Here is a 24,484-nt window from a genome sequence, read left to right as displayed (position 1 = left end):
ATTCGCCACACAACAAACATTAGCGATAGTGATATTATTTGATCAACTTCACTTAAGGTGATAATAATAGTAACAATTTAGAGTGAAAATAGGCTTGCTTAAATGGCAGTTACTGAAAATGGTTCAACTCAATCCAATGGACCCAATAATTCCTCTGGGCGAATAAAGATTTGCTACCATAATCGATGGATTACGGTTTGCTCTATATTATTTTCCTCTGTAGCAACATTTTTTTGCTGGGTTTTTGTTTTACAATTGACAATGAAGCACGGATTTTTGTCATATTTGGGCTTAAGCAACCAATATTTTTTAAAAGAACCAAATTCACTTAAAGATCCACTAATGCTCCACCATATCGGTGAATTAGTTGCAAATGGTACAATACTCAGCCTAGACGATCTTTGGTCATTCCAAAGTAGCTTCTATCAAACAATCATTACGGTACTTATTGCTATTAATGCGATTTTAGGAGCATTCGCTTTTTTCATGGTAAAGCATTCATCTAACGCGATGGCTAGAGAAGAAGCAATAATTGAGGTTAACGCTCACATGGATAGCATTAAATTTGACAAAAGTGTCAAGGCAGTAATTGAAGATAAAGTAGAACGTAAAATTAATGAAAAAATAGCATCTACTCAGTTTGATTTAAATGAGCAAATAGAAACAATTTCAGAAATTGCAGGGGATATTAGTGAGTTAAGAACTTTATCGGAAAAAGTTGATGCTATAGCTAAAGAAAATAGTGAGCTAAAAAGGTATATAAATGTTTTAGCAAAAAATATAGCACTAAAAGATACTGTTGATAATGATGGTGGATCATTTGTTCTAAAAAAGGAGGTTGAGTAAATGGCATTTATCAGAAAAAAACCTACCGAGGACAAAGAAAAAAAACCGGATATACAAAACTTAATTGCTCCCGACGAATTATTGTCTTTTGCTAAAGAAAAAAACATTAAGACCAGCCCACTAGATGTATCAGCCCTGACAAAATTACTTGGCATTACTATGCGGATGGAACCCATGTTAGGTGAAGAGTCAGGATGCCTAAAAAAAGACAAGTCTGGCACATGGATAATGACAGTAAATTCTTTACACCACCCTCATCGCCAGCGTTTTACAATAGCCCATGAAATAGGGCATTTTATCAAGCATGCCATGATTACTGAAGTTTTTACTGATAGTGTTTTCTTCAGAAATGGACAGACAGATCGAATGGAAGTTGAGGCCAATAAATTTGCAGCTGAATTATTAATGCCGGATAGCGATTTTAGATATTATATTGAGAATCATTCTCAGAAAGTATCTGATATAGCGGCACATTTTGAAGTATCATCTATGGCTGTTCGCATTCGTGCTCAACAGCTTGGGTATGATGGACATAATCTATGAAAAATATTAAAAAATTTAAATATTTTCCATTAATCAAAACTAGAGATGCAGAGTTAAAAGCAATATCTCGTCTTAATGATGACATACTCTCTGAAATCCTACCTATATACGAGTTAACAAAGTCACGAAAAACCAAAGTGGCACCTGATGGTGATATCCATCGTCGAATGACACTTATAGCCGAAATTCAGGGTGACAAACCATTTATTCTCGATGTTAGTTCTAATGATAAATATACAAATCCTCAAATAGAACAATTGCTCGATGAGAATAAAGGTTACTATGAGTGGCAATATTTCATAAGTCTCTATAGTGGTTTAAATATAATCCCGATGATTCATCTTTATGATGAAGACGATTTTTCGGAAGTCACTAAATTTGTTAGTGAAATATCTAAGCTAAAATCCACCTTGGCAGTAAGATTGCCATTCAATCTTGATGACTATAAAAAATTCATTACTCCAATAATTGATGGACTAAACGATGGATGTAAAGTTTTCGTTATATTAGATGGTGAGCAAGTTACAAGTAAAGAACAAGAGAATGTCACTAATGGTTTTTTATTTGCTTGTCAGGAAATAGAGGAATTTAATTCGAAAATAGAAGATATAGTAATCTTAACAACATCATTCCCTTTAAGTCCAGCAAAACTGGGTAATGATGATGAAGGTGAGGTTTCAATATTAGAGGAACATATATTCCAGCAGGTTTCTCGAGAATACCCTGTCAAATATGGGGATTACGCATCAATTAATATACAACAGGTGGAAATAAAAGGTGGAACCTTTGTTCCTCGAATTGATATATCATTGACTGAGAAATTCATATATAAAAGATATCGTCGTGATGATGGCAGCTATGTATTATGCGCTCAAAAAATGGTACAAGACAATCGATATATTCCAATTGGAACATGGGCTGATAAAGAGATAGAGCTAGCATCTAAAGGCATGCCATCAGGAATTAGCCCCTCATTCTGGATAGCAGTAAGGATGAATTATTATATCACTACGAGAGTGAAACTACGCTCTTTTTGATAGATTTCCCGATGGCATTCTAGTTAACGTCAGAATGTCATCAGGGTTTATTCTCAAACCTAACTCATTGTAAAATATATCAAAATTGCACTTCAACTTCTCCCGCAAATGTTTTCTTGATATGTTCTTTACAGTTTCTAAATCATTGTTTTTTATAAATAACTCGCAAAGTTCATGTTTTGATTTTAATGTATTATTGGATGTTAGCTTTCTCAAAGTTGAGGTATCTAGTGTACTGGCTAATGTTATTTTTTTATTTTTTTTAAAATGACTCGCTTCTTTTATTAAGAGGATATCATTATTTTCTACTAGAATTATTCCTATCTTTTTTTTACAGTTTTTTTTCACTAACTTTATGTTAGATGGCTCACAAACAACATAGCAATAATCAAAATATTCTTTGTAGCTATCTAATTGATATTCTAGCCTTTCAATAGAATCACCAGAACCTTTTATTTCAAAAATAGATGCTATGTTATTTGTAATAGAAACAACATCAGCTCTCCTTGAGCCATAATTAAAGCGCAGCTCTGAGCCAATAACTGTATCGCTAGATGAATGCTCTAGTAGATATTCAATTAGTTTTATTTTAATTTCAATTTCTTTCATTAAATCAACACGATTTTTATTATTGATAACATATTATTTCATTTTTCTGTTTATTTGTACAGTACTTTGAGTGACGTTTAGATACGTTAATAAATCTTAGGTATAAATGCTAAAAAAGTGATTATTTGCTCTTCTATAATATTTAGCTCACTAGCTGTTATACCCAGTAATGGCCTTTCATCATATTGCACATCTTTGCTGTGCGCGTTTGGACGGTCACGCAGGCCAAAATGATGCACGGCCGCCATTCGTTCCACGCGTCCAGCAAATTCGACCACTGCCGCGTCAGGGCTGCTGTTGGCTTTCATATAGCGCGCGGTGCGCAACTTGGCGAACATTTCCCGCTTAATCCGCCCTTTGGGTTTACGCAGCGGTTGAGATTTACGGGCAGCATACGGGGTGCCGTCTGGCGCTTGCTGGCGTTTAATCCGTTGCTGTTGACTGGCGCGCAGGCGTTTGGCAACTGTGGCCGCCAGCGCTTTGCGCGCCTTGGGTGTCAGGTTGGCAATCAGTCCGGCCAATGCATCATCAAAGGGCTTCAGTTCATTCATTTAATCCGCTCACCGTGGAAGTAAATTTCCGTTGGCCGGGGTATCGTTTCCGACAATTGCGGCTCCAGCGCATGGTTAACATGCAGTGCACCGTCTATCTCTTTCACAATGGTCCGTTCGGTCAATTGCAGGTCGATACGGATATCACTTAGCACATCGCTAATGACATCAACCTTATGAATAAAGCCGGTGCGGCGCTTTTCTTCTGTCGCCATAATGTCAGGTTGATGCTCCCGCAGCCATGCCTGTATTGGCACAAAGAGATAATCAACATCACTGGGGAAATCCTCAATAAACAGCGTCAGCGTATATTGATTCTCAAAAGAGAGCGACGGGGCCAGCGTCGAGACAATGCGCCCGCCATCAACAAACATTTTCAGCCGCTCCGGGTTAGTCTGGAACAGCGGCAGACTGTCGGTTAAGGCTTGGCGTAGCAGTTTGGGTTTTAACATGATGTTGTTCCTGACACTGTTTCACGGCTTCCACTTGCAGCCCGCAGGCCACCAGTGCGGTTTCTAACTGGCGGATATCGGCACTTAAATCACCATTAACCGCCGGACTACTGCCCGGCAGTGGGCAACTGTTCACTGTCGGACAGCCAACGTAAATAATCGTTGGGGCTGGCGAACGCGGGGCGTTGGTGCAGCCGGATAACGTCAGCAGGCAAAGCAGCAGAAAACCAATCACGCAAGGCTTTATTTTCATTGAGTAACCTTTGAATTCTCTGTTCACGGGATAATGACAAGGTGCTGGCGTGGCTCAGTGATTGCCGCAATGCCTGCTCATTTTCTGCCTGTTGCCGGGCCTCATCTTGCAAGCGGGTGATCGCATTGTCTCGGCTCTCAATCCCAGCGGATAAAGTGCCAATCACCAGCTTGGCGCTGTCTAAATCTTTTTTCAGACTATGGGCATGCCATGCCAGCAGCCCCATCATCGAAAGGTATAAAATGACTATTGTGCGCATATCAGACCCCGCTCAGGCAGTACATTTGTTCAGTGGTGCGGCGACGTTCTAGCCCTTTGGTTTTTACGCCATTGACATACACCCAGCGCGGCAACTGATTGCAGGCGCTGCGCCAGTCGCCCTTGTTGACAAAAAAGGCCAGCGTCGAGCGGCAAGCCGCACCGGTGCCGACGTTAAAGGCGAAACTCACCACTGCGTCATACACTGGTTGTGGCATGGCAACCGGCATACAGACGGCGATTGCCTGCTCAACTCGTTGCACATCCGCCACCAGATTGCCCGCCACCTGCCTCTCACTAATCACGCTGCCCGGCTTAACGCCAGCCGTGTGACCGATGCCATTTGTCCAAACGTTGGCGCTGCATTGGTAGGCGTTGAGCTGGCAGCCCTCATAATCGGCAATCAGTTTTAGTCCGGCAGCCGATGTTTTGAGCGTCTGATAGTTTGGCAAGGTGGCGGCCAGTGCAAGAATGACCCCGACCAGACAGCGCTTAACGATTGAGTTCATCGAACACCTCCCGCCTAATACTCAGTTCTTTCAGCAAGAAATAACTCTTGCGCCGGTAATACCAGTTAATAAGACAGGTCGCCGCAGCAGCCAGCGCCGCCACATAAAACGCAATATCTTGCGGACTCAGTGCGCCAATAAACGCTAACAGCAGCGCAAAAACATAAGCTAACGCAGAGCTGATTTTCTCCATTTTCAATCCCATAATTGAACGGTTTCACGTTGGGCCGCCGGGGCCATGTCGGGCAACTCCACCGGATAGCCGTGGGGCAGAATAGCCCCCAGTTCCGACAGCCCCGGATTTGCGTCATAGACTTGCTCCAACACATCTTGCGTGCGGCCGTAATGCCGCCAGCACAGTGCGTCGAGCGTGTCGCCTTGCAACGCGTAAACCCGCATCAGATAAGGCCAATAATGCTGTGGGACTGACCGGCAATGTTACGAATGCTAATCCGCGCATCACGCCACAACTCATCAACCGTGCTTTCAATGGCCTCCGCACGTTTATCACCGCGCGCGCTGGCGTCATAACCGCGATAACGCTCGGCCAGTAGTGCGGCCGTGATGGCACAGACTGCCCGCTGGTACTCGGCCAACAGGATGCTTTCGCCGTCCAGTTGCTCGGCCTGCACCTCGGCCAGTGTTTTAAAGCCCGCGCCCATCTGGTCACGGCGGTACTCGTACAGTTCGGCGTTGACCTCAGAGATTGCGCCCTTAATGGTAAAACGCAGTCGCTCAGCGGTGACGGTTCCCTCAAGGCGCAGCAATTCGCGCAGTTTTATCGGGTCAACCGCAGGCCAGAAAAAGGTATTTTCAATCACCGGTTCAGCCGTTTTGTCAGGCCGGGGCGCGGGGATAACAACAGTGGTCATGGCAACCTCAATATCAGAATGGGTGGGCGGTGGACGACGGCGTTAACACAATAAAATCGGTTGCGGCCATCGTGCCGCCCGGCTCGGGGAGCGTTCGGGTTAGCGGCTGGCGGCGTTCTTTAACTTCACGGCCAACCGCTCAATGTCTTTCTTAACGCCACAACCGGTGTGTAGCTGGAGTGCGCGGTGAAGATGGGACAGGGCCAGTTCGCCCCGCCCACCGTCACGCAACACATAACCGGTCATTTTGTGCAGTTTGGCCCGCACTTGGTCGGGCATATCCTCGTCTTCCATCAGCTCAATGGTTTGCAGCAAATGGTCAACATCAACCGGTTTACCGGTGGCATAAGCGCGCCCGGCCGACTCGGCCACTTCCTCGGCAATCAGGTAAGCTGTCGAGCGGGTAAATCGGTCGGTTGGCACTAACTGGTAACGCAGGGCATAACGGGCGATATCCAGTGCGCCGGGGATATCCCCAGCGTCCAGACGCCAAATCATGACCGTCATTAGAATGGTGTCCTGCGCGCCTTTTCCCTCACTCAACACGCCCGACACCCAAGGCTGGTAATCCGGCAAGAGTTGGCGTTTCAGCTCGGCTTTACGCTCGTTTGAACGTACTTGTTTCAACTTGCGCTTATCTTCATTGAGCTTGAGCAACATCAGCTCGTAGCCGGTGGCGTGGCGCAGCGGATTATCCCGTTGCTGTGAGGCGGCAATAGCCGACTGCCTTATAAAGTGGCGGCGCGCAGGACTGGACATAACTTATTTACTCCCCTTCGCAGTTGGTGCTTCGCCTGTGGTTTCCGGCACGTTTTCCGCGTTGGCTGTGGCTTCCGGTTTAGTTTCATCCGGGTTAGCTGCCACTTTTACTGCGGCAATAATCGCAGCCGCCAGACCATCGTAGTTAGGTGCGTCAGACGCAGCTTTTTTATCTGCGCCAGATTCCGGCTCCTCTTTTTTCGGCGGCGATAGAATCTCGATGTTTTCCACCAGACAGCCGCAGGTGTAATCCTCCACCACATAATCCTGTTTAATGGATTCGTAGTTTTCGATGCGGTCACGCTTGGCGTTCTCATCGATATGGCGGCGGTGCGAGTCTTCCAGCCAGTAAATAGACAGGTTATCGAGGCGGGTGATCATGAATGCGTTTGCCGGGAAGAACGGCACACGGATGGCCGGTAAATTACCGATACGTTTCTGGCTGATAATCAGGTCAGCGGCGAGGGTTTCGCTGTTTTCCTGCTCTTTATTGACGATAGGAAAATACTTATCTTGCATCAATTGACGACCCGTGATGACCACTAGTTCAGGGTCTTCCTGATGCCATTCAGCAATCATGGTATTAGTGGCATCCATCACCAACGCATCCAGATTGACGTAATCGCCACCATGGCCAACACGGATTTTTTCCGATACTACCGTGCCATCTTCTTCAACGACTTTACTCATTACGCGGATTGGCGCATTGAGGCGATATTTTTGTAACCAACCCGGCGCGATATCCTGCAACAGCGGGTTGAGTGCGCGGTTAGAGGTTTTGGCGCGATGGGTGCCATTGAAACCGGCCATGATGCGGTCTAGTGCCTGACGCTTGATAATGGCGTCGCGCAAACGGGTCTGGAAGTCCTGATAACGCGCCCACAGGTCAAGGGTGTTATAGCGGATGTGGAAATCGTAGTTCACCTGCTCACAGAAATACTTCTCACTGTCCAGTGAGGCAAACTCGGCGGTTTCGCGCTCGTCTCCGCCGTCAGTATCGGTGGTACTGGCAACCGAACCATTGACACCAAGGCCGACTTTTTCGGCGGTCAACTCCGATACCGGCACAATATTGATACGGCTCAGAAATTCTGAGGACTCTTGTACGCGGGTCATGATGGTTTGCGTGACGGAGGGTTCAACGTTGAATTTTTTATTCAAGTCGCCGGTTTCTACCCCGTTCAGCTCGGCTTGACGGGTCAGATAGGCATTAAATTTAAAACGGGTTGCTGGGCGCATAATAATCCTGATTCAGTTAAATAACGTGTTAATGAAATAACTAGCGGGCCGCACAACTGGCGGCCAGCGACCCTAACTAGCAGTCGGTCAATACATCGTTTTGATTGTTGCCGCCGGTAGACTCTGGGCGCTTGGTCTGGCTAAAGTTTTCAGTGATAGACAGTTTGGTTTCTAGGGATGTAACGCCTTGTTTTCCCTTTTCAATACTCTGTTTCAGCTCTGTCACTTGGTCAGCAAGTTGCTTCTCAATGGCCGTAAAGCGGGTTTCAATGGTTTCTCCCTGTTCCTGCACATGCACGGCCACGGCATTCACCGCCTCATGCACATCATTAAAACGGGCGTCGTCGGTTGCCTGTTTGCGACTAAACACTGACTTCACCATGTTGAGCAAAGTGACACCCGGCTCGGCCACGTCTTCAAATTCCAGTTGCACTTCAACCGCCGCAGAGAAAAAGTTATCCGGGTGAGATTTACGGGCGGCCAGTGGGTTGTGTTTGGCTTTGGTGCTGAATTCCAACATTTCAGTGCCGAGGCTGGCGGGGTCATCGGTCACGGCCAGACCGACCAGATAGGCTTTACCGGTATTGGCAAAGTTCGGGCGAATTTCCATCGAGGTATAGATTTTCTGTAAGGCTTTGTTCATCTGCACCAAATCGTCGGTTGGGCTGATTTGGGCGAACAACGCGCGCTTACCATTGAGAATGGAATCGTCTTCAATGGTTTCCGCTTTAAGGGCTGATACATCGCCATAACGGCGGAAAGGACTGTCAGGGAAATAACTTTTCAAATGCTCCAGATTGATGCGGCAACCGTAGACGCGCGGGTCAAATGACTCGGCCATTTGGTTGATATCGTCAGCGTCAATCACTCGCCCGTCGCAGGTGTCGCCCTCAACGCCGATACGAAAAAACTTAGAAACTTTCTTAGCCATGAGCGGCTCCATTTAATGTGGGTTGTTTGGTACGGGGCTTAGTTTCCTGACTGAGAGGGGCGGCAACAACGAAAGCCCGTTGTGACGGGGCTGGCACAACAGGGAGGACGCGCAGAGGGTCGGGCTGGTCGCGTAGCCTAATGGCATGAATACGACACCGAGCACCATTATCAGCGACCCACGGCGACAGGCGGCCTTGCTTTACTGGCAGGGCTTTTCTGTGCGCCAGATTGCGGACACGCTGGCCCTGAAATCGCCGACTGTGCAGAGCTGGAAGAAGCGCGACGGGTGGGATGCGATTGCACCCATTTCCCGCGTGGAAACCAGCATGGAAGCACGGTTAATTCAGCTCATCATGAAAGACGCCAAAGAGGGGCGGGACTTTAAAGAAATTGACCTGTTAGGCCGTCAGATTGAGCGACTGGCGCGGGTGAACCGCTACAGCCAGACCGGCAGCGAGGCCGACTTAAATCCGAACGTGGCGAACCGCAACAAAGGGGAGCGCAAGACCCCGGATAAAAACCTGTTTAGCGAGTCAGCCATTGAAAAGCTAGAGTCTATTTTTCACGAAAATATCTTTGATTATCAACGCAACTGGTTTGAGGCCGGACTCGCTCACCGCATTCGTAACATCCTAAAATCGCGCCAGATTGGGGCAACGTTCTTCTTTGCCCGTGAAGCACTGTTGGATGCCATCACCACGGGACGTAACCAAATATTCCTGTCCGCCAGTAAAGCACAGGCGCATGTGTTCAAAAGCTACATTATCGACTTTGCTCGGATGGTTGACGTTGACCTGAAAGGCGACCCGATGGTGTTACCGAACGGGGCACGCCTGTTCTTTCTCGGCACGAATGTCCGTACCGCGCAGAGCTACACTGGCAATCTGTATTTGGACGAATATTTCTGGATACCCAAGTTTCAGGAACTGCGCAAAGTTGCCAGCGGCATGTCATTACACAAAAAATGGCGTACCACCTATTTCTCCACGCCGTCGAGTCTGGCCCACAGCGCCTATCCGTTCTGGTCTGGTGAGCTGTTCAATAAGGGCCGTCGCAATAAATCCGACCATATCCAACTGGATCTCAGCCACAGCCATTTGGCTCGTGGCGCTCTGTGTGATGATGGTCAGTGGCGGCAGATTGTGACGGTTGAAGATGCACTGGCGGGCGGCTGTAACCTGTTTGACCTCAACCAGTTGTCACTGGAATACAGTCCAGCCGAATATCAAAACCTGTTGATGTGCGAATTTGTGGACGATCAAGCGTCCGTCTTCCCGTTCGCCGAGTTGCAGGCTTGCATGGTCGACAGTTTGGAAGAGTGGGAGGACTACAACCCGTATTCGTTGCGGCCGTTTGGTTATCGCCCAGTGTGGATTGGTTACGACCCCTCAGAGGCCAATGGCGGTGACAGTGCAGGGTGTGCGGTGATTGCCCCGCCGATGGTGCCGGGCGGCAAGTTCCGCGTATTGGAGCGCCACCAATGGAAAGGAATGGATTTTGAGGCGCAGGCTAAGCATATCGAAGAATTAACGCAAAAGTATTGCGTGGAATACATCGGCATTGATGCGACTACCGTCGGTCAAGGCGTTTTCCAGTTGGTACGCCAGTTCTTCCCAGCCGCAAGAGAAATCAAATACACCCCTGAAATCAAAACCGCCATGGTGCTGAAAGCCAAACACACTATCAATAACGGCCGTTTGGAATATGACACCGGCCACACCGATATCACGCAGTCATTTATGGCCATTCGCAAGACCATGACCGCCAGCGGCAAAAGTTCGACTTATGTTGCCAGCCGCAGCGAAGAAGCCAGCCACGCCGATGTGGCGTGGGCGATTATGCATGCCCTGTTAAATGAACCCCTCACCGCGACATACGGTGGTCACAGCCCTAACTTCTTGGAGTTTTACGGATGAGTAAGCGCAAAGGCCGCAAGGCATTGAGTCGCCCGGTAACTAATCACACCGCCAGCCAACAGCAGCCGGTGGAGGCGTTCACCTTTGGCGAACCCTCCGCCGTTCTTGATAAGCGGGAAATACTGGATTACATCGAATGCACCGGAAATGGAAAATGGTATGACCCGCCTATCAGCTTTGACGGGCTGGCGCGCAGCTTTCGGGCGGCGGTGCATCACAGCTCGCCGCTGTATGTGAAACGCAACATACTGGCGAGCACTTTTATCCCACATCCAATGCTCAGTCAGCAGGCTTTTAGCCGTTATGCGCTGGATTATCTAGTATTTGGCAATGCATTTTTAGAGGTACGCCGTAACCAACTGGGCGCACCACTGCGACTCGACCCCAGCCCGGCTAAGTACACCCGCCGTGGATTAGAAAAAGATTGCTATTGGTTTGTGCAGAACTGGAAAGATGAACACCCGTTCGCCGCCGGTAGCATTTTTCACCTGATAGAACCGGATATTAATCAGGAGCTTTACGGCCTGCCGGAATATCTCAGCGGTTTAAATTCTGCTTGGCTCAATGAGGCGGCCACGCTGTTCCGCCGCAAGTATTATCAGAATGGTGCTCATGCGGGCTACATCTTGTATATGACGGATGCGGCGCAAAGCAGCAGCGATATTGAGGCGATGCGTAAAGCGATGCGTGACACCAAAGGGTTAGGCAATTTTCGCAACCTGTTTATGTACGCACCCAACGGCAAAAAAGACGGTATCCAGATTTTACCCTTGAGCGAAGTCGCCACCAAAGATGACTTTTTTAATATCAAGAACGCGACCCGCGATGACCTGCTTAGTGTTCATCGGGTGCCGCCGCAGATGATGGGGATTATTCCCAACAATACTGGCGGTTTTGGTGACGTGGCGAAAGCCTCACAAGTGTTTGTCCGTAACGAGTTAACGCCGTTGCAAGAACGATTGAAAGAGGTGAATGACTGGATAGGGGAAGAGGTGATCCGGTTCAAACCTTATGAGCTGATAAGTGAGGAATAAAACCACACAGGCCGCCAAATAAGGCGGCTTTTTTGTGACTGAAAAGTAGGAATTCCAACACCTAGCGCCATACGCCACCAGACGCCCGCCACACCCTCGCCCCCATGCACACACATTGACTTCCAATCCAATAGAACGCAGCACCACGGCCCGCCCAAGATCGATAAATAAGGGTATCAAAACCCTTTGCGCGCAATGCTATCCCCGCCACGCCTGCGCGCTTTGCAGGTCGCATTTCATGCACTTGCATGATCCATTGAGATCCGCGTCGGGACTGGTGCTAAGGGGGAGTTTCTGACTCAGGTTCATCATGCAAAATCATGCACTATATGCATGCATTACAAACCTAAGCTAAGAACCGCCCGATTCGGCGGTTTATAACTAGTTATTGAATAACAGGAAGTGTCGATTGCTGATTTTTTTTAGTGTGATTATTATCAACAGCTTGATGAGTGTTCATATTAAACCACGACGCATGGCTAACTTCACTTAGCGGGAATACAATTGTGGTATCTACATCTTTTAAACCATCATAGTCATTTGTAAATATTATGCTTAATGTATCCTTTTCTCGGTAACCAGATAGTAAAGGCGTAATTGAGATTTCCTGATTTGGCCCTTCTTTTTCATTTGGTTCACTTATTACTTTTACCCTGCCAACATAAACCTTTCGGCTTTGCAACGTAATCAACACATCTTTCCGCCTAGTTGCAGAGTCAAAGAATAACCTACCCAAAGAGCCATTTGGCAACACATCACCAAGAGCAGACAAACGCATCGTTTGAATATAAAAACGCCAGTCGCGAGACTCTTCTTTAACCTCACCATTAGCAGCATCAACCCTACTAATAGGGGCACTTTTCGACACTACTCGTGCAATAAGATGTGCGGATAAAAATGTGGTAACTCTTGATAAGATATTAAAAAATACGGCGCTAAGTATGGATGCCACAGAAATAAGGATTAACCATGATACTACCCGGTTAGATTTTGGATCTTTGCTTGCATCAATCAACCAAGAAGTCCAAGTAGCAAGGTTAAATTCAGGCCAAAACCATTTTATAGTGAATGCGGCAAGAAGAGAGAATAAGACGGCGAAAGTCCCGAATGTCGCCGCCTTTAAGTACAACAGTTGTCCATCATATCGATGCAACCTGAAATACATTCTAAAATTGTGGGTGGAAGTCACAACTAGACACCCACTAACAAGAAGCGGAATAATAAGCAGGGCAAACATCGTTTTTTATTATCCCTTAATTTTGCTCTTGTACTTTTATCGCATCATGTTCAACGATAATCTTCGCAGCTGCACGTAACTCATCCATATCCTCTGATTCGCCACCAACAACTACCCCACCGCGCTCAGTTACACGGATATCGTGTATTCCAGCATCATTAAGTCTTTTGACCATGGGTAAGTAAGACTCGATACCAAACAACTTCATAATTAAATCAGTCATAATAACCTCCTTGCATACTGACCACTTCCTTTGTTATCAGTGAGCTATACGACATTTAACTGCAAGGCTTTTGTTAGAAGCCGAGGTAGCATAAGTACCTTTTAAGAAGGGCGGCAAAGTGTACATGCTATGTGACCATATGCCAAGCAATGCCTGTATTAATAGAGAGTTTTTTATACACTTTTAGTTCCATAAATGTGTGTGAACTCTTGTCATTCATCTCTATCTGTTACTAACTAAAGCCTATCTACACAAAATATGCAAGAGAATCCAACACCTTCATTTGTTAATTATTTAAGTCTCTTTGTAGGGTCATCAAAACCACTATCATCACTATTACAGATGATCTTTTTCTGCTCTGAATAAGAACGTGCCATCTGTTGCACAAGCTCTGCAATCCAAACCAAAGCAATCTCCTTATCATTTTTTTGTCTCTCATCGCCGGTAGTAAGCCGCGCTATCAGATCGATTCTTTCGATTAAGACTATTTCTTCTAATGAATCTGGCACCTCATCCCTCCGTCACATAAGCACTGTACTTACATACAGTATAATATGCATTTAACATGAAAACTTCTATATAAATCTATGGTTTTACTTAAGTAAAAAATTTTGATTTAAATAGCAGTCTGTTGAACAACAAGCCTTTTATGCATCAAAACAGTGAACACCGAGAGTCACACTGTTTATTTAATTACCATTGTGACGCGTCACAATGGTTTAATTGCGCTAATTAATAGGCTATTGATACCTTTGGTCTGCCAACATGCCGCCTCACCCCGCAAACAACACCCATTTGGATCTCCCGGTAAGGTATCGCCACATTTGCCACAACATTGTTTATTCAGCTCGGCTTGTTGTTCTTTTAGTCGCTGGTTATCTTGCCGAATAAGCAGCGCGATATATTCCGGTAAATCGTAAGCGGGCCGGAACAGACGCCGAGCGGCCATGCCCTCGATTAGCATCGCGTACTCTTCCGGCTCCAGTCTGGCGCGAACTTCATTTATACCGGCGGATTTATCACGCTGGCGTTGTGCCTGCTTACGGGTAGTTGCATCAGTTTTAGTCATGGTTTTTCTCTCAGGTAGATTAATCATCAAATTCCGGCCAGTCGGACAAGGCCGGATACTGAATAACATCGCCACCAAACGACATTTTGGCCCCACGGGCTAACGATTCCAGCTCCCAGCGTTGGACACTGATATCTTTCAGCAGTAAATCATTGCGGATTTGGGGGATGCGCTGGCGTTCTTCACGGGTCAAACGGGCTGACGGGGCAATAAGTCGGCCTTTGGTTGGGTTAAAACTACATTGTGTCTTGCTAATCGTTGGCTGTTTCTCTTTAACACGGGCCACAATCGCCTTCACGGCGGCAGTGTCCGACCAGTCAATAACGGCGTCCGGTGGGTATTCCATCGCTATCACAGGCGTTTTAGCCTGCCCGTTGGGGTCATTTGGCGCTTGGGTGTTTCCACCTAACCCACAGTTATTGACAGGACTCCGAGGCGCGCCAGAGGCGCTTTTCAAAGTCAAAAGCTCAACGTCAACGGCACCCGAAACGATGCGCCATTGAGTTGTACGGGTTTCATGAACATGGTCAGCGCCCAAATGCGGCGCGTAGATACCGACGACTTTCTGCACTTCCTCATCGTAGGCGTTGAGTTCATCAGCGACGCGCTTGGCTAAACGGACGGTCTGGTTGCCGCAATTGGTGCCACCTTGCGCGATGATGTAAGCAGCAAAATCACCTTCGTCAGCAGCATGGCGCACGGCTTCCACGGTTTCGTCGAAAGTCTCAGCCAGACTAATAGAGCGGATACGGCGACACTCGCGATAAACCCCCATGGAGGGCAGACCTATCGGGCGAAATTGGGGGATGCGCCACGTTGCCGCCCACGCTGTCACTGCCGCAGCGGAGTCAGTTAGAAGCTCGCCGGTTTCATGGTCACGCTCGCCCTCAAGCGCATAGCCGTCGATATTTTTGGCAATGTATTTAGCGATGTAGCCAGCGGCCCCGCCTTTGTTCATATGCTTGCACTCAAAGCGGTATTTAGCGGCTCCACGCTCGTCACTGTCTTCTTTCAACGCATAACGACGCATGATGTCGATAATCTGTTGGCGCTGGCGACGCTCACAAAACAGCATCATGTGCCAGTGCGGGGTGCCGTCGTGGTGCGGCTCAACCACCCGCATTCCGTAGACGCTTAATTTATTGTCTTTAAAGGCGGTGCGCATTTTGCTCCAAATGTTGCAGAGATAGCGCTGGCCGTCTTTCGGGGAATAGGCTTCATCGTCCCACTTGTGGTTAAGCTGGACTTTCTCGTTATCCCCTTTCCCAACAACGCGGGTCGGGTGATATTTAGATGGGGTAGTGATGGTCAGGAACATGCCGACGTGCTTCTGCTCGGCAGCATATTTTTCAGTAAAAGCGATGGTGTTCATTAGCTCCATACGGCGAATTTCTGGATTAGAGATACTCGCCATGACCTTATCAATCAGGTCGATGCGCTCACCGGTTTCAATATTTTCTAACTGGCAGCTTTTGAGATATTCCAAATTAGACTGGCGACGGGCGAACACTTCCCGGATAGCCTGCTTACTGGCATAAGAAGAGGCCGATTTATCACGGCTAACATTACCGACAGCAATCAATAATGCTTCCCGCCAGCACATACGCTGGGCTTTAAGTTTCCGCTCCCACCATTCGGGATTAACCAGACGTGATAGGCTGGCGATAGCAGACGAGATATCTAACCGGCCTTTCCGGTATTTGCGCCAGTGCATTGGCGTGATATTAAAAGCGCGCGCCATTTTGGCAATATCGCCGTATATCCGTACCTGTGTATCAGCCTGCAATAAAACAGACCTGTCACCCTGATTGGCCTTAATGCATTCATCACAATGATGGTTGTACGCCACCATTAGCTCATCACCGATTTTGCGGGCAAAGCGACGCAGCTCTTTATCATGCATGCCCGCGAGGCTGGCATAAGTTGGGGCATCAGTGGAAAAGCTCATTGACGCACTCAGGCGCATAACATTTTTGTTATTAACCACCTGAATACGCGGCCAGATACGCTGGTCAAAGACAAACATCAGCCATTTGTTAGCGTCGTTTAGCCCTTTATTGGCTAGCAGGTATTCATAGCGAGAAATGAACTGGCTACGCAGGAAGTGAGGCAGGTTATTGATATTGGCTAAAACAGCTTGCCCCTGAATCAGTTGTTCACGGGTAAGCGGTCTTGCTGGTGCAAGGGTTTGGCGTGGTTTACTGCCGGGGTAGGCGTAGGCAGGAACAGCAGCGCCGCTGCCCGGATAAGGCAACGACGGAGTTGGGGCAACACGGCCACGCATATTGTTAATGCTGGTCATAAGACTGAGTGATTATGTGCTCAGCGATTTGGTTAAGCAGTTCAGCAGCCTCTACGCCATTCAGTTCACGATTCAATATTTGATTAGCGATTTCTTCCAAACGCGATGAAACCAGTGCAGCCTGATTTTTTCGCTCATCAATCCGAGCTTCATTTAGTAATAACTCCAGTGAGTTCATAGCCGCAGGCGAGCGCTCATATCTGATTAATTCCGCTGGTTGCTTTGTATTCTTCATCGGTAATTCCTGTTTTTAGGCAATACGAAACCCGGCGAGTAAAACGCCATATATTGCGACTTTGGTTAATTAATAATATTCAGTGTGCAGTCATCATTACTGACAAATGACGGCAACGAACGGGTAAACTCAATTAAGTAATTCAACGCTTCAACTACAGATTCCCTCTCTGCTGGGCTTAATTCTGAAAACTGCATATTCACATGGCGACTTTTTAAGCCAGCATGAAAACAGATTGTTTTACGCAAATGTGCAGGCGATTTATCAAAAGTTTCTTGAGCAACATTTTTTCTATTGCGCAAATATTTTTCTTTTAATTCTGTAATGCGGGCAATACCCGTCATTCTTAATTTTTCAGCTTCCGTTAATTGCAACATATAACCTCCAATCAACGCCCGAATAGACGGCGTAATATTGGCGTCTTCTTTGCAGAGGACAATTCTTGTAAAAGCGCCTTTTGATTACTTCCCGGCTTCCAGCGCTGGCCGTTCTTCAACTCCAGCATACCGTGGCCGAAATGGCGCAGGCTTACCGGGCTTTGCTGTTTTAACAATGGGGCAATAGAAATAATCATAAAGACACCTCAACTCAAACCGGCGACAGCACTCAAGCCGCTAATAACATCAACGGTTGAAGCAAGCGCAGGGGTTGACTGAATGCGACATTGCACTGTCAGACCAATCAGTGACAGATGGCGAATCGCTGTATTGACCGTATCCAGCAGTGACGATTTACGGGAAGCAGTCTTATGATCGCCTTGAACAGCAGCGGCGGCAATCAAGCCAACGGCAGCGGTAGCATGTAGAGCATAAGTTGGGATATTACCGGGACAGGCTTCATTGACTGGCACCGATGGCATGCAATTGATTTGCGCCAACATGGCATCAATCAAGCTGGCGTCTTCTGTTGCGTCAGTGATCGCAAGCAATTCACTAACCGTAAGCTGGTGCGGTTGTTCCGGGTTGAGCTTGTTCCGCAACGTTTGCGCATTCATATCCAACTGTTTCGCCAACTGAGTCAGATTGTGGCGCGTTGGAAACTGGCGGCATGCATTGTCAAAGTGCGGATGTTTAGAAACAGAAAAATCAAACATGTCACATCCTTAAAGTTCACTTAAAGTGAATACAGATTATCAATGATGAGCTGAAAACGAGCATGACCGAATGCATTGCGAAGTTGTTCTTCTTTCCAACGCGCATAGTAAATACGAATCGGGCCACCTGCTCTCTTACATCCCTTGCGAATCATTCGCTTTTCAATTGGTACGCGAGGGTTATCGCCAGTCGTCCAACGGTAAGCGGTACGTTTTGAAACACCCTCAAGTTTTGCGAACATTTCTAAGCTCACTACAGGAGCAGGAATTTTTATAATTGCGATTTCAGAAGCCATGATGCATGATTCCCTATTTGCCAAAGTTTGTAAGTGATGCGCCTCTGTTTGCCAACACCAGCCATCAATTACGTAGGTTTAGCCAAAATATATCTCCATATTGGGAGATAGTAAATAGGTTTTATCAAAATGAGAATTGATTCTTTAGGATGGAGCAACGTAGATGTATTGGATAGAGTCTGTTTGGCATATGGATTTTCTCAGAAAATTCAATTAGCTAACCACTTCGATATCGCGTCTAGTTCGCTGTCTAATCGATACACCCGTGGAGCTATCTCTTACGACTTTGCAGCACACTGCGCACTTGAAACGGGGGCAAGCCTTAGATGGTTATTGACCGGAGAAGGGCAACAATTTGAAGGTAAGTCTTCATCATCGGATACAAAGAGAATAGAAATATTCACATTAAGTGAAGAAACACTCAAAAGTGATGGTTATCTGAGTATTGATGTTCAGCTTTTTGGGAAGCCTTTATCTGATGGAATTGCTGTTCGCACTGATGGAAAACTTCACTTTATCGATAAAGCAGCATCGTTATCGGACGGTTTGTGGTTGGTTGATATTGATGAGTCTATTAGCATTCGTGAGCTAACAAAGTTGCCGGGTAAAAAATTACATGTAGCCGGTGGGAAAGTACCGTTTGAATGTGGGATTAATGAAATTAAATTGATAGGGCGCGTTACGGGTGTTTACAGCGAGGTTAACTAATGGCTGTGCGTAAGAATCCTGCTGGCGGCTGGATATGCGAACTGTATCCTAACGGAGCAAATGGCAAACGAATCAGAAAGAAGTTTGCTACAAAAGGTGAAGCACTAGCGTTTGAACAATACACCGTTCAAAACCCGTGGCAGGAAGAAAAAGAAGAAAGGCGTACATTAAAAGAGCTGGTTGACGCATGGTATAGCGCTCACGGCATCACACTTAAAGATGGCCTCAGACGCCAGCAAGCAATGCATCACGCTTTTGACTGTATGGGCGAACCTCTTGCGAGAGATTTCGATGCGCAAATGTTTTCTCGTTACAGAGAGAAAAGATTAAAAGGCGAGCATGCCCGCTCAAACAGGGTAAAAGTGGTATCACCCCGTACACTAAACCTTGAGCTGGCTTATTTTCGGGCGGTATTTAACGAGCTAAATCGACTCGGTGAGTGGAAAGGTGAAAACCCTTTGAAAAATATGCGACCTTTCCGCACCGAAGAAATGGAAATGGCTTGGCTCACTCATGATTACATCACCCTACTTCTAGCTGAATGTAAACGTCATGACCATCCCGATTTAGAAATGGTCGTCAGGATTTGCCTTTCCACTGGCGCACGATGGTCAGAAGCGGAGGGTATGCGTAAAAGTCAGTTGTCAGAGTATAAAATTACCTATACGAATACGAAAGGCAGAAAGAACCGAACCGTTCCTATTAGCAAAGAGCTTTATGACTCCCTGTCTGGTGATAAAAAAGGCCGATTATTTAATGATTGTTACGGTGCTTTTCGGTCAGCGCTGGAAAGAACAGGTATTGAATTACCTGCGGGACAACTTACCCATGTTTTGCGTCATACGTTCGCCAGTCACTTTATGATGAATGGCGGGAACATTCTGGTTTTACAGCGTGTGCTCGGTCACACAGATATCAAAATGACGATGCGATATGCACATTTTGCGCCTGATCATTTAGAAGATGCAGTGCGTCTTAATCCTTTATCTCAAATACTGAAAATAGCGTAACGAAACAAAATAATGAAACTTAAAAAACTATATTCTTTGGACTTTATACAAAAATTTGAAAGTCACTTAGAGACCGATTTTGAGAGAGAACTATTCCGGGCAAGCCTAAGAAACTATGCCTCTCACGGAAACCCATTAAGATTCCATAACTTTGCCTTTTCGCTTAGAGGCCTGATTGACCATATAGTTAAGAGAAAGTCGCCCGATGACAATGTAAAAAAAGCTCCGTGGTACGTAAGGGAGCATGAACATTATGAAGTTTCTAGAAAACAACATCTGAAATACTGTGCGCAGATGAAAATTTCTAACGAATATCTTGGTGAGGAATTTCTTGAGCAATTAGATGATGGGATTCGCTATATGCTAAAGCTTTACGCGACTCTGAATAATTTTACACATATCAATGAAAAATCTTTACACCCCAATCCACAAAGATTTTTCGAAGATGCAAAAAGTCTTCTGGAAACAGCATCCACAATTCTTAGTGGAATAGAAAGTTGTAAAAGTGAACTTATTGATACATTAGAAGAAAAAATACAAAAAGCAGTCATTTCAACTGCGGTAAGCAGTATTCCGGAAGATCTTATAACTATAGCGAATCATGCATGGGTAGATTATACAGAAGTTGAAGATTTTGGTATTACCTCAATAGATGATGAGTTCATACATATCTATGCGAGCGGCACAGCTTACGTGACACAGGAGTACGGACCTAAAAATGACGGTGCTACGATAGAAGCAGATTATCCGTTTACTTTAAGAATGGTTTCTCACTTAGACTCCCCTGAAACATTCGAGGTCATATCTGATGCTTTAGAGGTTGATACTTCATCTTGGTACGATGATGGAGAGCAAGAAGCTCAAATGATAGAAATGGAAAGAAATACAATTCATCACGTCACCATTCCATCCGTTGATTTCGACTCAGATGAAAGCGCTCCGTTCTAACATTGGATATGCTTAGATGAATGGCGATAAAGTGGCGGCAGAAATGGCATTCATAGGCAAATAGATGCAATCATTGGCAATATAAGTCAATGAAAATTAATGTAAAACATTGATTTTACGCAATTCAGGTAGTGACTCATAATCGCTTGGTCACTGGTTCAAGTCCAGTAGGGGCCACCAAATTTTAGCTGTTAAATCAGTACATTAAGCCACTTTTGACGAAGTGGCTTTTTTGTATCTGGTAGTCGCTATTTTGTATCTGATGGTCAATGCCGCAAAAGTGCCACGCGAGTTTTATACTTATTCGTATAAATCATTAAATATCAGTTCGTAGACTGGCGAAGAACGATGACAGCTAATCTTCTCTATTCAAACATTGCATAACCTGCAACCACGCCGCTTCTGTCTCTTTCCCCTGCTGTTGGAAGACTTGCCGCAACAATTGCATTTGCGTATCAGTTAATTGCGCTTCAAGCGTTTTACCCGATGCAGAGAGTGCTAACTGCCGTACTCGTTGATCGTGTTCAGCAGCGGTAACGTTGACCAGTCCCATAGCCACTAATTGTTTTAGCGGCCCGTTGAGCGCTTGCTTGCTAATTTTAAGAATACCCAGCAGGGCATTAATGGAAATATCTGGATTGTGACCGACGAAATAGAGAATACGGTGATGTACTCGGCCTAATCCGCGCTCAGCCAGTAATTTATCGGGTAGTTCCGTGAACTTACGATAACCAAAATAAAACTGCTCAATGGCCTGATGTAATAAGACGTCGTCTTGAAGCTGAGAATTTTTAGTGGCTGCCATCGAGTTTCGGTCACAAATTAAAAATAATTAGGTCAAGAGTATTGACGTAAATCGCTGTCCATTTTACTTTCCATAAAGGTCAAATGGGTTGACCTTTATGGACGGACTGCATGAATAGAACTACAGCGCATCAGAATAGTCGATTTTCCTCACGGCTGCACGACCTTCACCCCTCACCAATTCGGGAAATATTATCTGTCATTGATAGGCCCGGCATGATTTCTTTTGCGGGTGGATTGCCTGCGGTGGAGAGTTTCCCCCATCTGAATCTCGATGGAATGTCACAATCAATGCTGCAATATGGCGCGAGTGAAGGTGAGTCCGAGCTACGCCAGCAGATTGCAAAAAACTTATCTGCGCGAGGTTTAGCCTGTTCAGCAGAACAAGTACTGATCATTTCAGGCTCACAGCAAGGGATCGATCTGGTCGCTAAGTTGTTTATTGATGCGGGCACGCCAGTTGCGGTTGAATCCCCCACTTATTTGGCCGCCCTGCAAGTATTCCGCTTCTTCGGTGCGCGTTTTGTGGCTTATGATTCAGCGCAACCCGATACTGAGATGCTTAGAACGGAAAAACCCGCGTTCGCTTACACCATTCCGACATTCCAGAATCCAAGTGGCGATTGCCTTGATGCTGTTCAGCGGGCAGCTCTCGCGAAAAGCTGTGATGACCTCATGTTGCCACTGTTTGAAGACGATCCATACCATGACTTGGTTTATGACCCTTGCGAACGAAAACCCGTTTGTGCCCTATTGCAGCATGCGCCGTGGATTTATCAGGGTTCATTTTCAAAAAGCCTATCGCCAGCGCTTCGTTTGGGGTATTTAGTGGCTTCGCCAGAATTAATCCCGTATCTGACACGGTTGAAACAAGCCGCGGATTTGCATAGCAGCCGTATCAGTCAATGGCTTGTCTTGCAGCAACTGCGCGACCCTAAACATGAAAATCAGATGAGTGAGCTAGCAAACTATTATCGAACTCGTCGCGATGCATTTGAAGTCTCACTCCAACGCCACTTTGCTGCATTGGCCCATTGGAAAAAACCCGCAGGGGGTTTGTTCTTTTGGCTTACGTTGAATCAGCGTATTGACACTCGATTACTGCTGCCTATCGCACTTGAAAATAATATTGCGTTTATGCCGGGAGAATCGTTTATCCCAAATGCTTCAGAAGGTTGTGGCCAATTGCGCCTTAACTTCAGTCATGCTACTGAAGAACAAGCAGAATTAGGTCTACAGAAACTGGCTCAGTTAGTTCAAGAGTTTTCATCACGCAGTTCTGTCTAAGATGAGCCCAGAAGCACCCTGTTTCTGTTTTGCTTTATCATTGGTCACCATTTCGTTATTACCCATCCCGAAGGGCAGTCCTACTGCCCTCCTCCCCTGATATCAATAAGTCCTTTTTTATCATAGCTATACCAAAAATTCACGCTGTTACATCATTGTACAAAATTTTCACAATTCAAAAATAGGGTGATGCGGATCTCTCTTTAAGACGATTTCATTGGTCGAGCAAAAAGATCCACTTTATGATTAATTCATAATAGCGAACACGATCCGCATATGCGAACAAAAGGAAACTGACATGTCATTCGAATACATGAACCCCGTGAAATTCTATTTTGGTGCTGGCAAGTTCAAGCAAGCAGGAACGATTGCTGCCACCTACGGCACTAAAGCGCTGATTGTTGCCTCTGATAGTGCTAAACCCACAGGGCAACTCGCCTCATTGCAGGAATATCTCACTCAAGCAGGGGTCGCCTTCAGCGTATTTGATCGTTTTATGCAGAACCCACTTTCAACATTACTGGCTGAAGGGGCTGAGATAGCCAATCGTGAAGGTTGTGATTTAGTCATCGGCCTTGGCGGTGGCAGTGCCATGGATATGGCAAAAGGCATCGCATTTTCAGCCATGAATGAAGGCAGTATCTGGGACTATGTTTATGGCGTAAAACAGGGAACGGCAGCGCTGCCAGTGGTCTTAATCCCCACCACCGCAGGGACGGGTAGCGAAGCAAACCGTACCGCAGTCTTTACCAACCCTGAAACCAATGACAAGAAAGGCTTGGTTAACCCACTTATTTACCCTAAAGCGGCAATTATTGATGCCGAGCTGATGCTGACCCTGCCCAAGCGCGTCATAGCTGGCCCAGGGGCTGATGTGCTGTTCCACGCGTTGGAATCGTTCATTTCTAAAAATGCGCATCCTATGAGTGAGATGTTGTCACTCAAAGCCATTGAACTTATCGCACAAAATTTACCGCGCGTTTATGACGATGTCAGTGATTTGGCGGCATGGGAAAAAGTTACCTTTGCCAGTTCATTGGCAGGCATGGCGATTGATTGCGCAGGAACAACCTTACCTCATGCACTGCAACACCCAATGGGGGGATTATTAAACGTGGTTCATGCGGAAGGTATCGCCGCTATTTATATGCCTTTCATGGAATATACCTGGCCCGCTGCACCGGAAAAATTCGCCGCAATTGCACGAGCAATGGGGGTAGATACCCGTGGTATGACCGTCGAACAAGCGGCAGCCAGTAGTGTCGATGCCGTTAAAAAACTTCTAACGCATATTAATATGACACCAACACTGACTGAATTGGGTGTCAAAGAAGAGCATTTCGATTGGATGGTGAATAATGTTCTCACCACCATGAAAGTTGTACTGTCAAATAACCCTAAAGTCCCAGACGCTGAAACAATCAGAAGTATTTATCAGCGCTGCCTTTAATAAAAATAATA

General features: G+C 46.3%; 33 protein-coding genes. 10 read left to right on the top strand and 23 right to left on the bottom strand.

Going from position 1 to position 24,484, the window contains the following annotated elements; translation table 11 throughout:
* The first annotated feature begins 102 nt into the window (after positions 1-102).
* Genes DA391_RS02610 through DA391_RS02600 form a run of 3 tightly spaced genes read left to right on the top strand, consistent with a single transcriptional unit; the run spans position 103 to position 2,426 of the window.
* Positions 103-846 (top strand): hydrolase, encoded by a 744-nt coding sequence (locus DA391_RS02610; protein ID WP_108087326.1) that lies wholly within the window; start codon positions 103-105, stop codon positions 844-846.
* Positions 847-1,389: an ImmA/IrrE family metallo-endopeptidase gene (locus DA391_RS02605; protein WP_108087325.1), complete on the top strand. Its 543-nt coding sequence runs from the start codon at positions 847-849 to the stop codon at positions 1,387-1,389.
* Positions 1,386-2,426, top strand: a complete 1,041-nt coding sequence (locus tag DA391_RS02600; RefSeq protein WP_315850850.1) for a beta family protein — start codon at positions 1,386-1,388, stop codon at positions 2,424-2,426. Before DA391_RS02605 ends, DA391_RS02600 begins: the two co-directional genes overlap by 4 nt.
* Here DA391_RS02600 and DA391_RS02595 read toward each other — a convergent pair.
* From DA391_RS02595 to DA391_RS02540, 12 genes are all read right to left on the bottom strand, one after another.
* A complete protein-coding gene (locus tag DA391_RS02595; protein WP_108087324.1) occupies positions 2,412-3,035 on the bottom strand; it encodes a sce7726 family protein in 624 nt (207 codons plus the stop codon). The genes DA391_RS02600 and DA391_RS02595 overlap by 15 nt on opposite strands.
* Before the next feature lie 86 nt (positions 3,036-3,121).
* Entirely contained in the window at positions 3,122-3,586 is a 465-nt protein-coding gene (locus tag DA391_RS02590) for a phage virion morphogenesis protein (RefSeq protein ID WP_108087323.1), read from the bottom strand.
* Positions 3,583-4,038 (bottom strand): phage tail protein, encoded by a 456-nt coding sequence (locus DA391_RS02585; protein ID WP_108087322.1) that lies wholly within the window; start codon positions 4,036-4,038, stop codon positions 3,583-3,585. Before DA391_RS02585 ends, DA391_RS02590 begins: the two co-directional genes overlap by 4 nt.
* Positions 3,977-4,246: an Rz1-like lysis system protein LysC gene (lysC, locus tag DA391_RS02580; RefSeq protein WP_240624819.1), complete on the bottom strand. Its 270-nt coding sequence runs from the start codon at positions 4,244-4,246 to the stop codon at positions 3,977-3,979. Before lysC ends, DA391_RS02585 begins: the two co-directional genes overlap by 62 nt.
* Positions 4,146-4,550: an Rz-like lysis system protein LysB gene (gene lysB, locus DA391_RS02575; RefSeq protein WP_108087321.1), complete on the bottom strand. Its 405-nt coding sequence runs from the start codon at positions 4,548-4,550 to the stop codon at positions 4,146-4,148. The genes lysC and lysB overlap by 101 nt, the downstream gene beginning before the upstream one ends.
* 1 nt (position 4,551) lies before the next feature.
* Entirely contained in the window at positions 4,552-5,058 is a 507-nt protein-coding gene (locus DA391_RS02570) for a lysozyme (protein ID WP_108087320.1), read from the bottom strand.
* Positions 5,042-5,251, bottom strand: coding sequence for an HP1 family phage holin (locus tag DA391_RS02565; RefSeq protein WP_019079970.1), 210 nt, complete (start codon positions 5,249-5,251; stop codon positions 5,042-5,044). The genes DA391_RS02570 and DA391_RS02565 overlap by 17 nt, the downstream gene beginning before the upstream one ends.
* Positions 5,252-5,253: 2 nt before the next feature.
* Positions 5,254-5,457: a tail protein X gene (locus DA391_RS02560; protein ID WP_020282765.1), complete on the bottom strand. Its 204-nt coding sequence runs from the start codon at positions 5,455-5,457 to the stop codon at positions 5,254-5,256.
* A complete protein-coding gene (locus DA391_RS02555) occupies positions 5,457-5,930 on the bottom strand; it encodes a head completion/stabilization protein (protein ID WP_108087319.1) in 474 nt (157 codons plus the stop codon). The genes DA391_RS02560 and DA391_RS02555 overlap by 1 nt, the downstream gene beginning before the upstream one ends.
* Before the next feature lie 99 nt (positions 5,931-6,029).
* Positions 6,030-6,689, bottom strand: coding sequence for a terminase endonuclease subunit (locus DA391_RS02550; RefSeq protein WP_108087318.1), 660 nt, complete (start codon positions 6,687-6,689; stop codon positions 6,030-6,032).
* A 3-nt stretch (positions 6,690-6,692) separates the two neighbouring features.
* Complete coding sequence (locus tag DA391_RS02545) at positions 6,693-7,928, bottom strand: phage major capsid protein, P2 family (protein ID WP_108087317.1); 1,236 nt, start codon at positions 7,926-7,928, stop codon at positions 6,693-6,695.
* 76 nt (positions 7,929-8,004) lie between these two features.
* The gene (locus DA391_RS02540) at positions 8,005-8,859 is read right to left on the bottom strand and encodes a GPO family capsid scaffolding protein (RefSeq protein WP_108087316.1); all 855 of its coding nucleotides are present in this window, start codon (positions 8,857-8,859) and stop codon (positions 8,005-8,007) included.
* 145 nt (positions 8,860-9,004) lie between these two features.
* On the opposite strand from DA391_RS02540, the gene DA391_RS02535 reads away from it, so the two are divergent.
* Together DA391_RS02535 and DA391_RS02530 are read left to right on the top strand one after the other, a co-directional pair.
* Entirely contained in the window at positions 9,005-10,777 is a 1,773-nt protein-coding gene (locus DA391_RS02535; RefSeq protein ID WP_108087315.1) for a terminase ATPase subunit family protein, read from the top strand.
* The gene (locus tag DA391_RS02530) at positions 10,774-11,811 is read left to right on the top strand and encodes a phage portal protein (RefSeq protein ID WP_108087314.1); all 1,038 of its coding nucleotides are present in this window, start codon (positions 10,774-10,776) and stop codon (positions 11,809-11,811) included. The genes DA391_RS02535 and DA391_RS02530 overlap by 4 nt, the downstream gene beginning before the upstream one ends.
* Before the next feature lie 385 nt (positions 11,812-12,196).
* Here DA391_RS02530 and DA391_RS02520 read toward each other — a convergent pair whose 3' ends face one another.
* From DA391_RS02520 to DA391_RS02475, 10 genes are all read right to left on the bottom strand, one after another.
* Positions 12,197-13,048: a hypothetical protein gene (locus tag DA391_RS02520; RefSeq protein WP_050535839.1), complete on the bottom strand. Its 852-nt coding sequence runs from the start codon at positions 13,046-13,048 to the stop codon at positions 12,197-12,199.
* A gap of 16 nt (positions 13,049-13,064) precedes the next feature.
* The gene (locus DA391_RS02515) at positions 13,065-13,271 is read right to left on the bottom strand and encodes a hypothetical protein (protein WP_050535840.1); all 207 of its coding nucleotides are present in this window, start codon (positions 13,269-13,271) and stop codon (positions 13,065-13,067) included.
* A 290-nt stretch (positions 13,272-13,561) separates the two neighbouring features.
* Positions 13,562-13,780 (bottom strand): hypothetical protein, encoded by a 219-nt coding sequence (locus DA391_RS02510; RefSeq protein WP_050535841.1) that lies wholly within the window; start codon positions 13,778-13,780, stop codon positions 13,562-13,564.
* A gap of 200 nt (positions 13,781-13,980) precedes the next feature.
* Positions 13,981-14,340, bottom strand: coding sequence for a hypothetical protein (locus tag DA391_RS02505; RefSeq protein ID WP_050535850.1), 360 nt, complete (start codon positions 14,338-14,340; stop codon positions 13,981-13,983).
* A gap of 19 nt (positions 14,341-14,359) precedes the next feature.
* Positions 14,360-16,642 carry a replication endonuclease gene (locus DA391_RS02500; protein ID WP_108087312.1) on the bottom strand — a complete coding sequence of 761 codons (2,283 nt, stop codon included), beginning with the start codon at positions 16,640-16,642 and terminating at the stop codon, positions 14,360-14,362.
* Positions 16,629-16,877 carry a DUF2732 family protein gene (locus tag DA391_RS02495; protein ID WP_108087311.1) on the bottom strand — a complete coding sequence of 83 codons (249 nt, stop codon included), beginning with the start codon at positions 16,875-16,877 and terminating at the stop codon, positions 16,629-16,631. Before DA391_RS02495 ends, DA391_RS02500 begins: the two co-directional genes overlap by 14 nt.
* A gap of 65 nt (positions 16,878-16,942) precedes the next feature.
* Positions 16,943-17,254: a hypothetical protein gene (locus DA391_RS02490; protein ID WP_108087310.1), complete on the bottom strand. Its 312-nt coding sequence runs from the start codon at positions 17,252-17,254 to the stop codon at positions 16,943-16,945.
* A gap of 11 nt (positions 17,255-17,265) precedes the next feature.
* Complete coding sequence (locus DA391_RS02485; RefSeq protein WP_012303669.1) at positions 17,266-17,451, bottom strand: phage filamentation protein Fil family protein; 186 nt, start codon at positions 17,449-17,451, stop codon at positions 17,266-17,268.
* A gap of 9 nt (positions 17,452-17,460) precedes the next feature.
* Positions 17,461-17,970 carry a phage regulatory CII family protein gene (locus DA391_RS02480; protein WP_108087309.1) on the bottom strand — a complete coding sequence of 170 codons (510 nt, stop codon included), beginning with the start codon at positions 17,968-17,970 and terminating at the stop codon, positions 17,461-17,463.
* Positions 17,971-17,990: 20 nt separating this feature from the next.
* On the bottom strand, positions 17,991-18,266 hold the full coding sequence (locus DA391_RS02475) for a hypothetical protein (protein ID WP_064515257.1): 276 nt from the start codon (positions 18,264-18,266) through the stop codon (positions 17,991-17,993).
* Positions 18,267-18,395: 129 nt separating this feature from the next.
* Between DA391_RS02475 and DA391_RS02470 the strand changes: the two genes are divergently transcribed.
* From DA391_RS02470 to DA391_RS02460, 3 genes are read left to right on the top strand one after another with little or no spacing between them, the layout of a single operon-like run.
* Complete coding sequence (locus DA391_RS02470; protein ID WP_108087308.1) at positions 18,396-18,974, top strand: phage repressor protein CI; 579 nt, start codon at positions 18,396-18,398, stop codon at positions 18,972-18,974.
* Positions 18,974-19,984: a phage integrase gene (locus DA391_RS02465; protein ID WP_108087307.1), complete on the top strand. Its 1,011-nt coding sequence runs from the start codon at positions 18,974-18,976 to the stop codon at positions 19,982-19,984. The genes DA391_RS02470 and DA391_RS02465 overlap by 1 nt, the downstream gene beginning before the upstream one ends.
* A 12-nt stretch (positions 19,985-19,996) precedes the next feature.
* Positions 19,997-20,932: a hypothetical protein gene (locus tag DA391_RS02460; RefSeq protein ID WP_159074551.1), complete on the top strand. Its 936-nt coding sequence runs from the start codon at positions 19,997-19,999 to the stop codon at positions 20,930-20,932.
* 355 nt (positions 20,933-21,287) lie between these two features.
* On the opposite strand, the gene DA391_RS02455 is transcribed toward DA391_RS02460, so the two are convergent.
* On the bottom strand, positions 21,288-21,737 hold the full coding sequence (locus DA391_RS02455; protein ID WP_098904993.1) for a MarR family winged helix-turn-helix transcriptional regulator: 450 nt from the start codon (positions 21,735-21,737) through the stop codon (positions 21,288-21,290).
* A gap of 215 nt (positions 21,738-21,952) precedes the next feature.
* Between DA391_RS02455 and DA391_RS02450 the strand changes: the two genes are divergently transcribed.
* A complete protein-coding gene (locus DA391_RS02450; RefSeq protein ID WP_226722953.1) occupies positions 21,953-23,023 on the top strand; it encodes a PLP-dependent aminotransferase family protein in 1,071 nt (356 codons plus the stop codon).
* 298 nt (positions 23,024-23,321) lie between these two features.
* Entirely contained in the window at positions 23,322-24,473 is a 1,152-nt protein-coding gene (locus tag DA391_RS02445) for an iron-containing alcohol dehydrogenase (RefSeq protein ID WP_057650849.1), read from the top strand.
* Positions 24,474-24,484: the final 11 nt, after the last annotated feature.

The sequence above is a fragment of the Yersinia massiliensis genome (assembly GCF_003048255.1).
GTDB lineage: Bacteria > Pseudomonadota > Gammaproteobacteria > Enterobacterales > Enterobacteriaceae > Yersinia > Yersinia massiliensis_A.
Note: the sequence above shows the minus strand (reverse complement) of the source record. Positions and strands in the feature narration are given on the sequence as shown.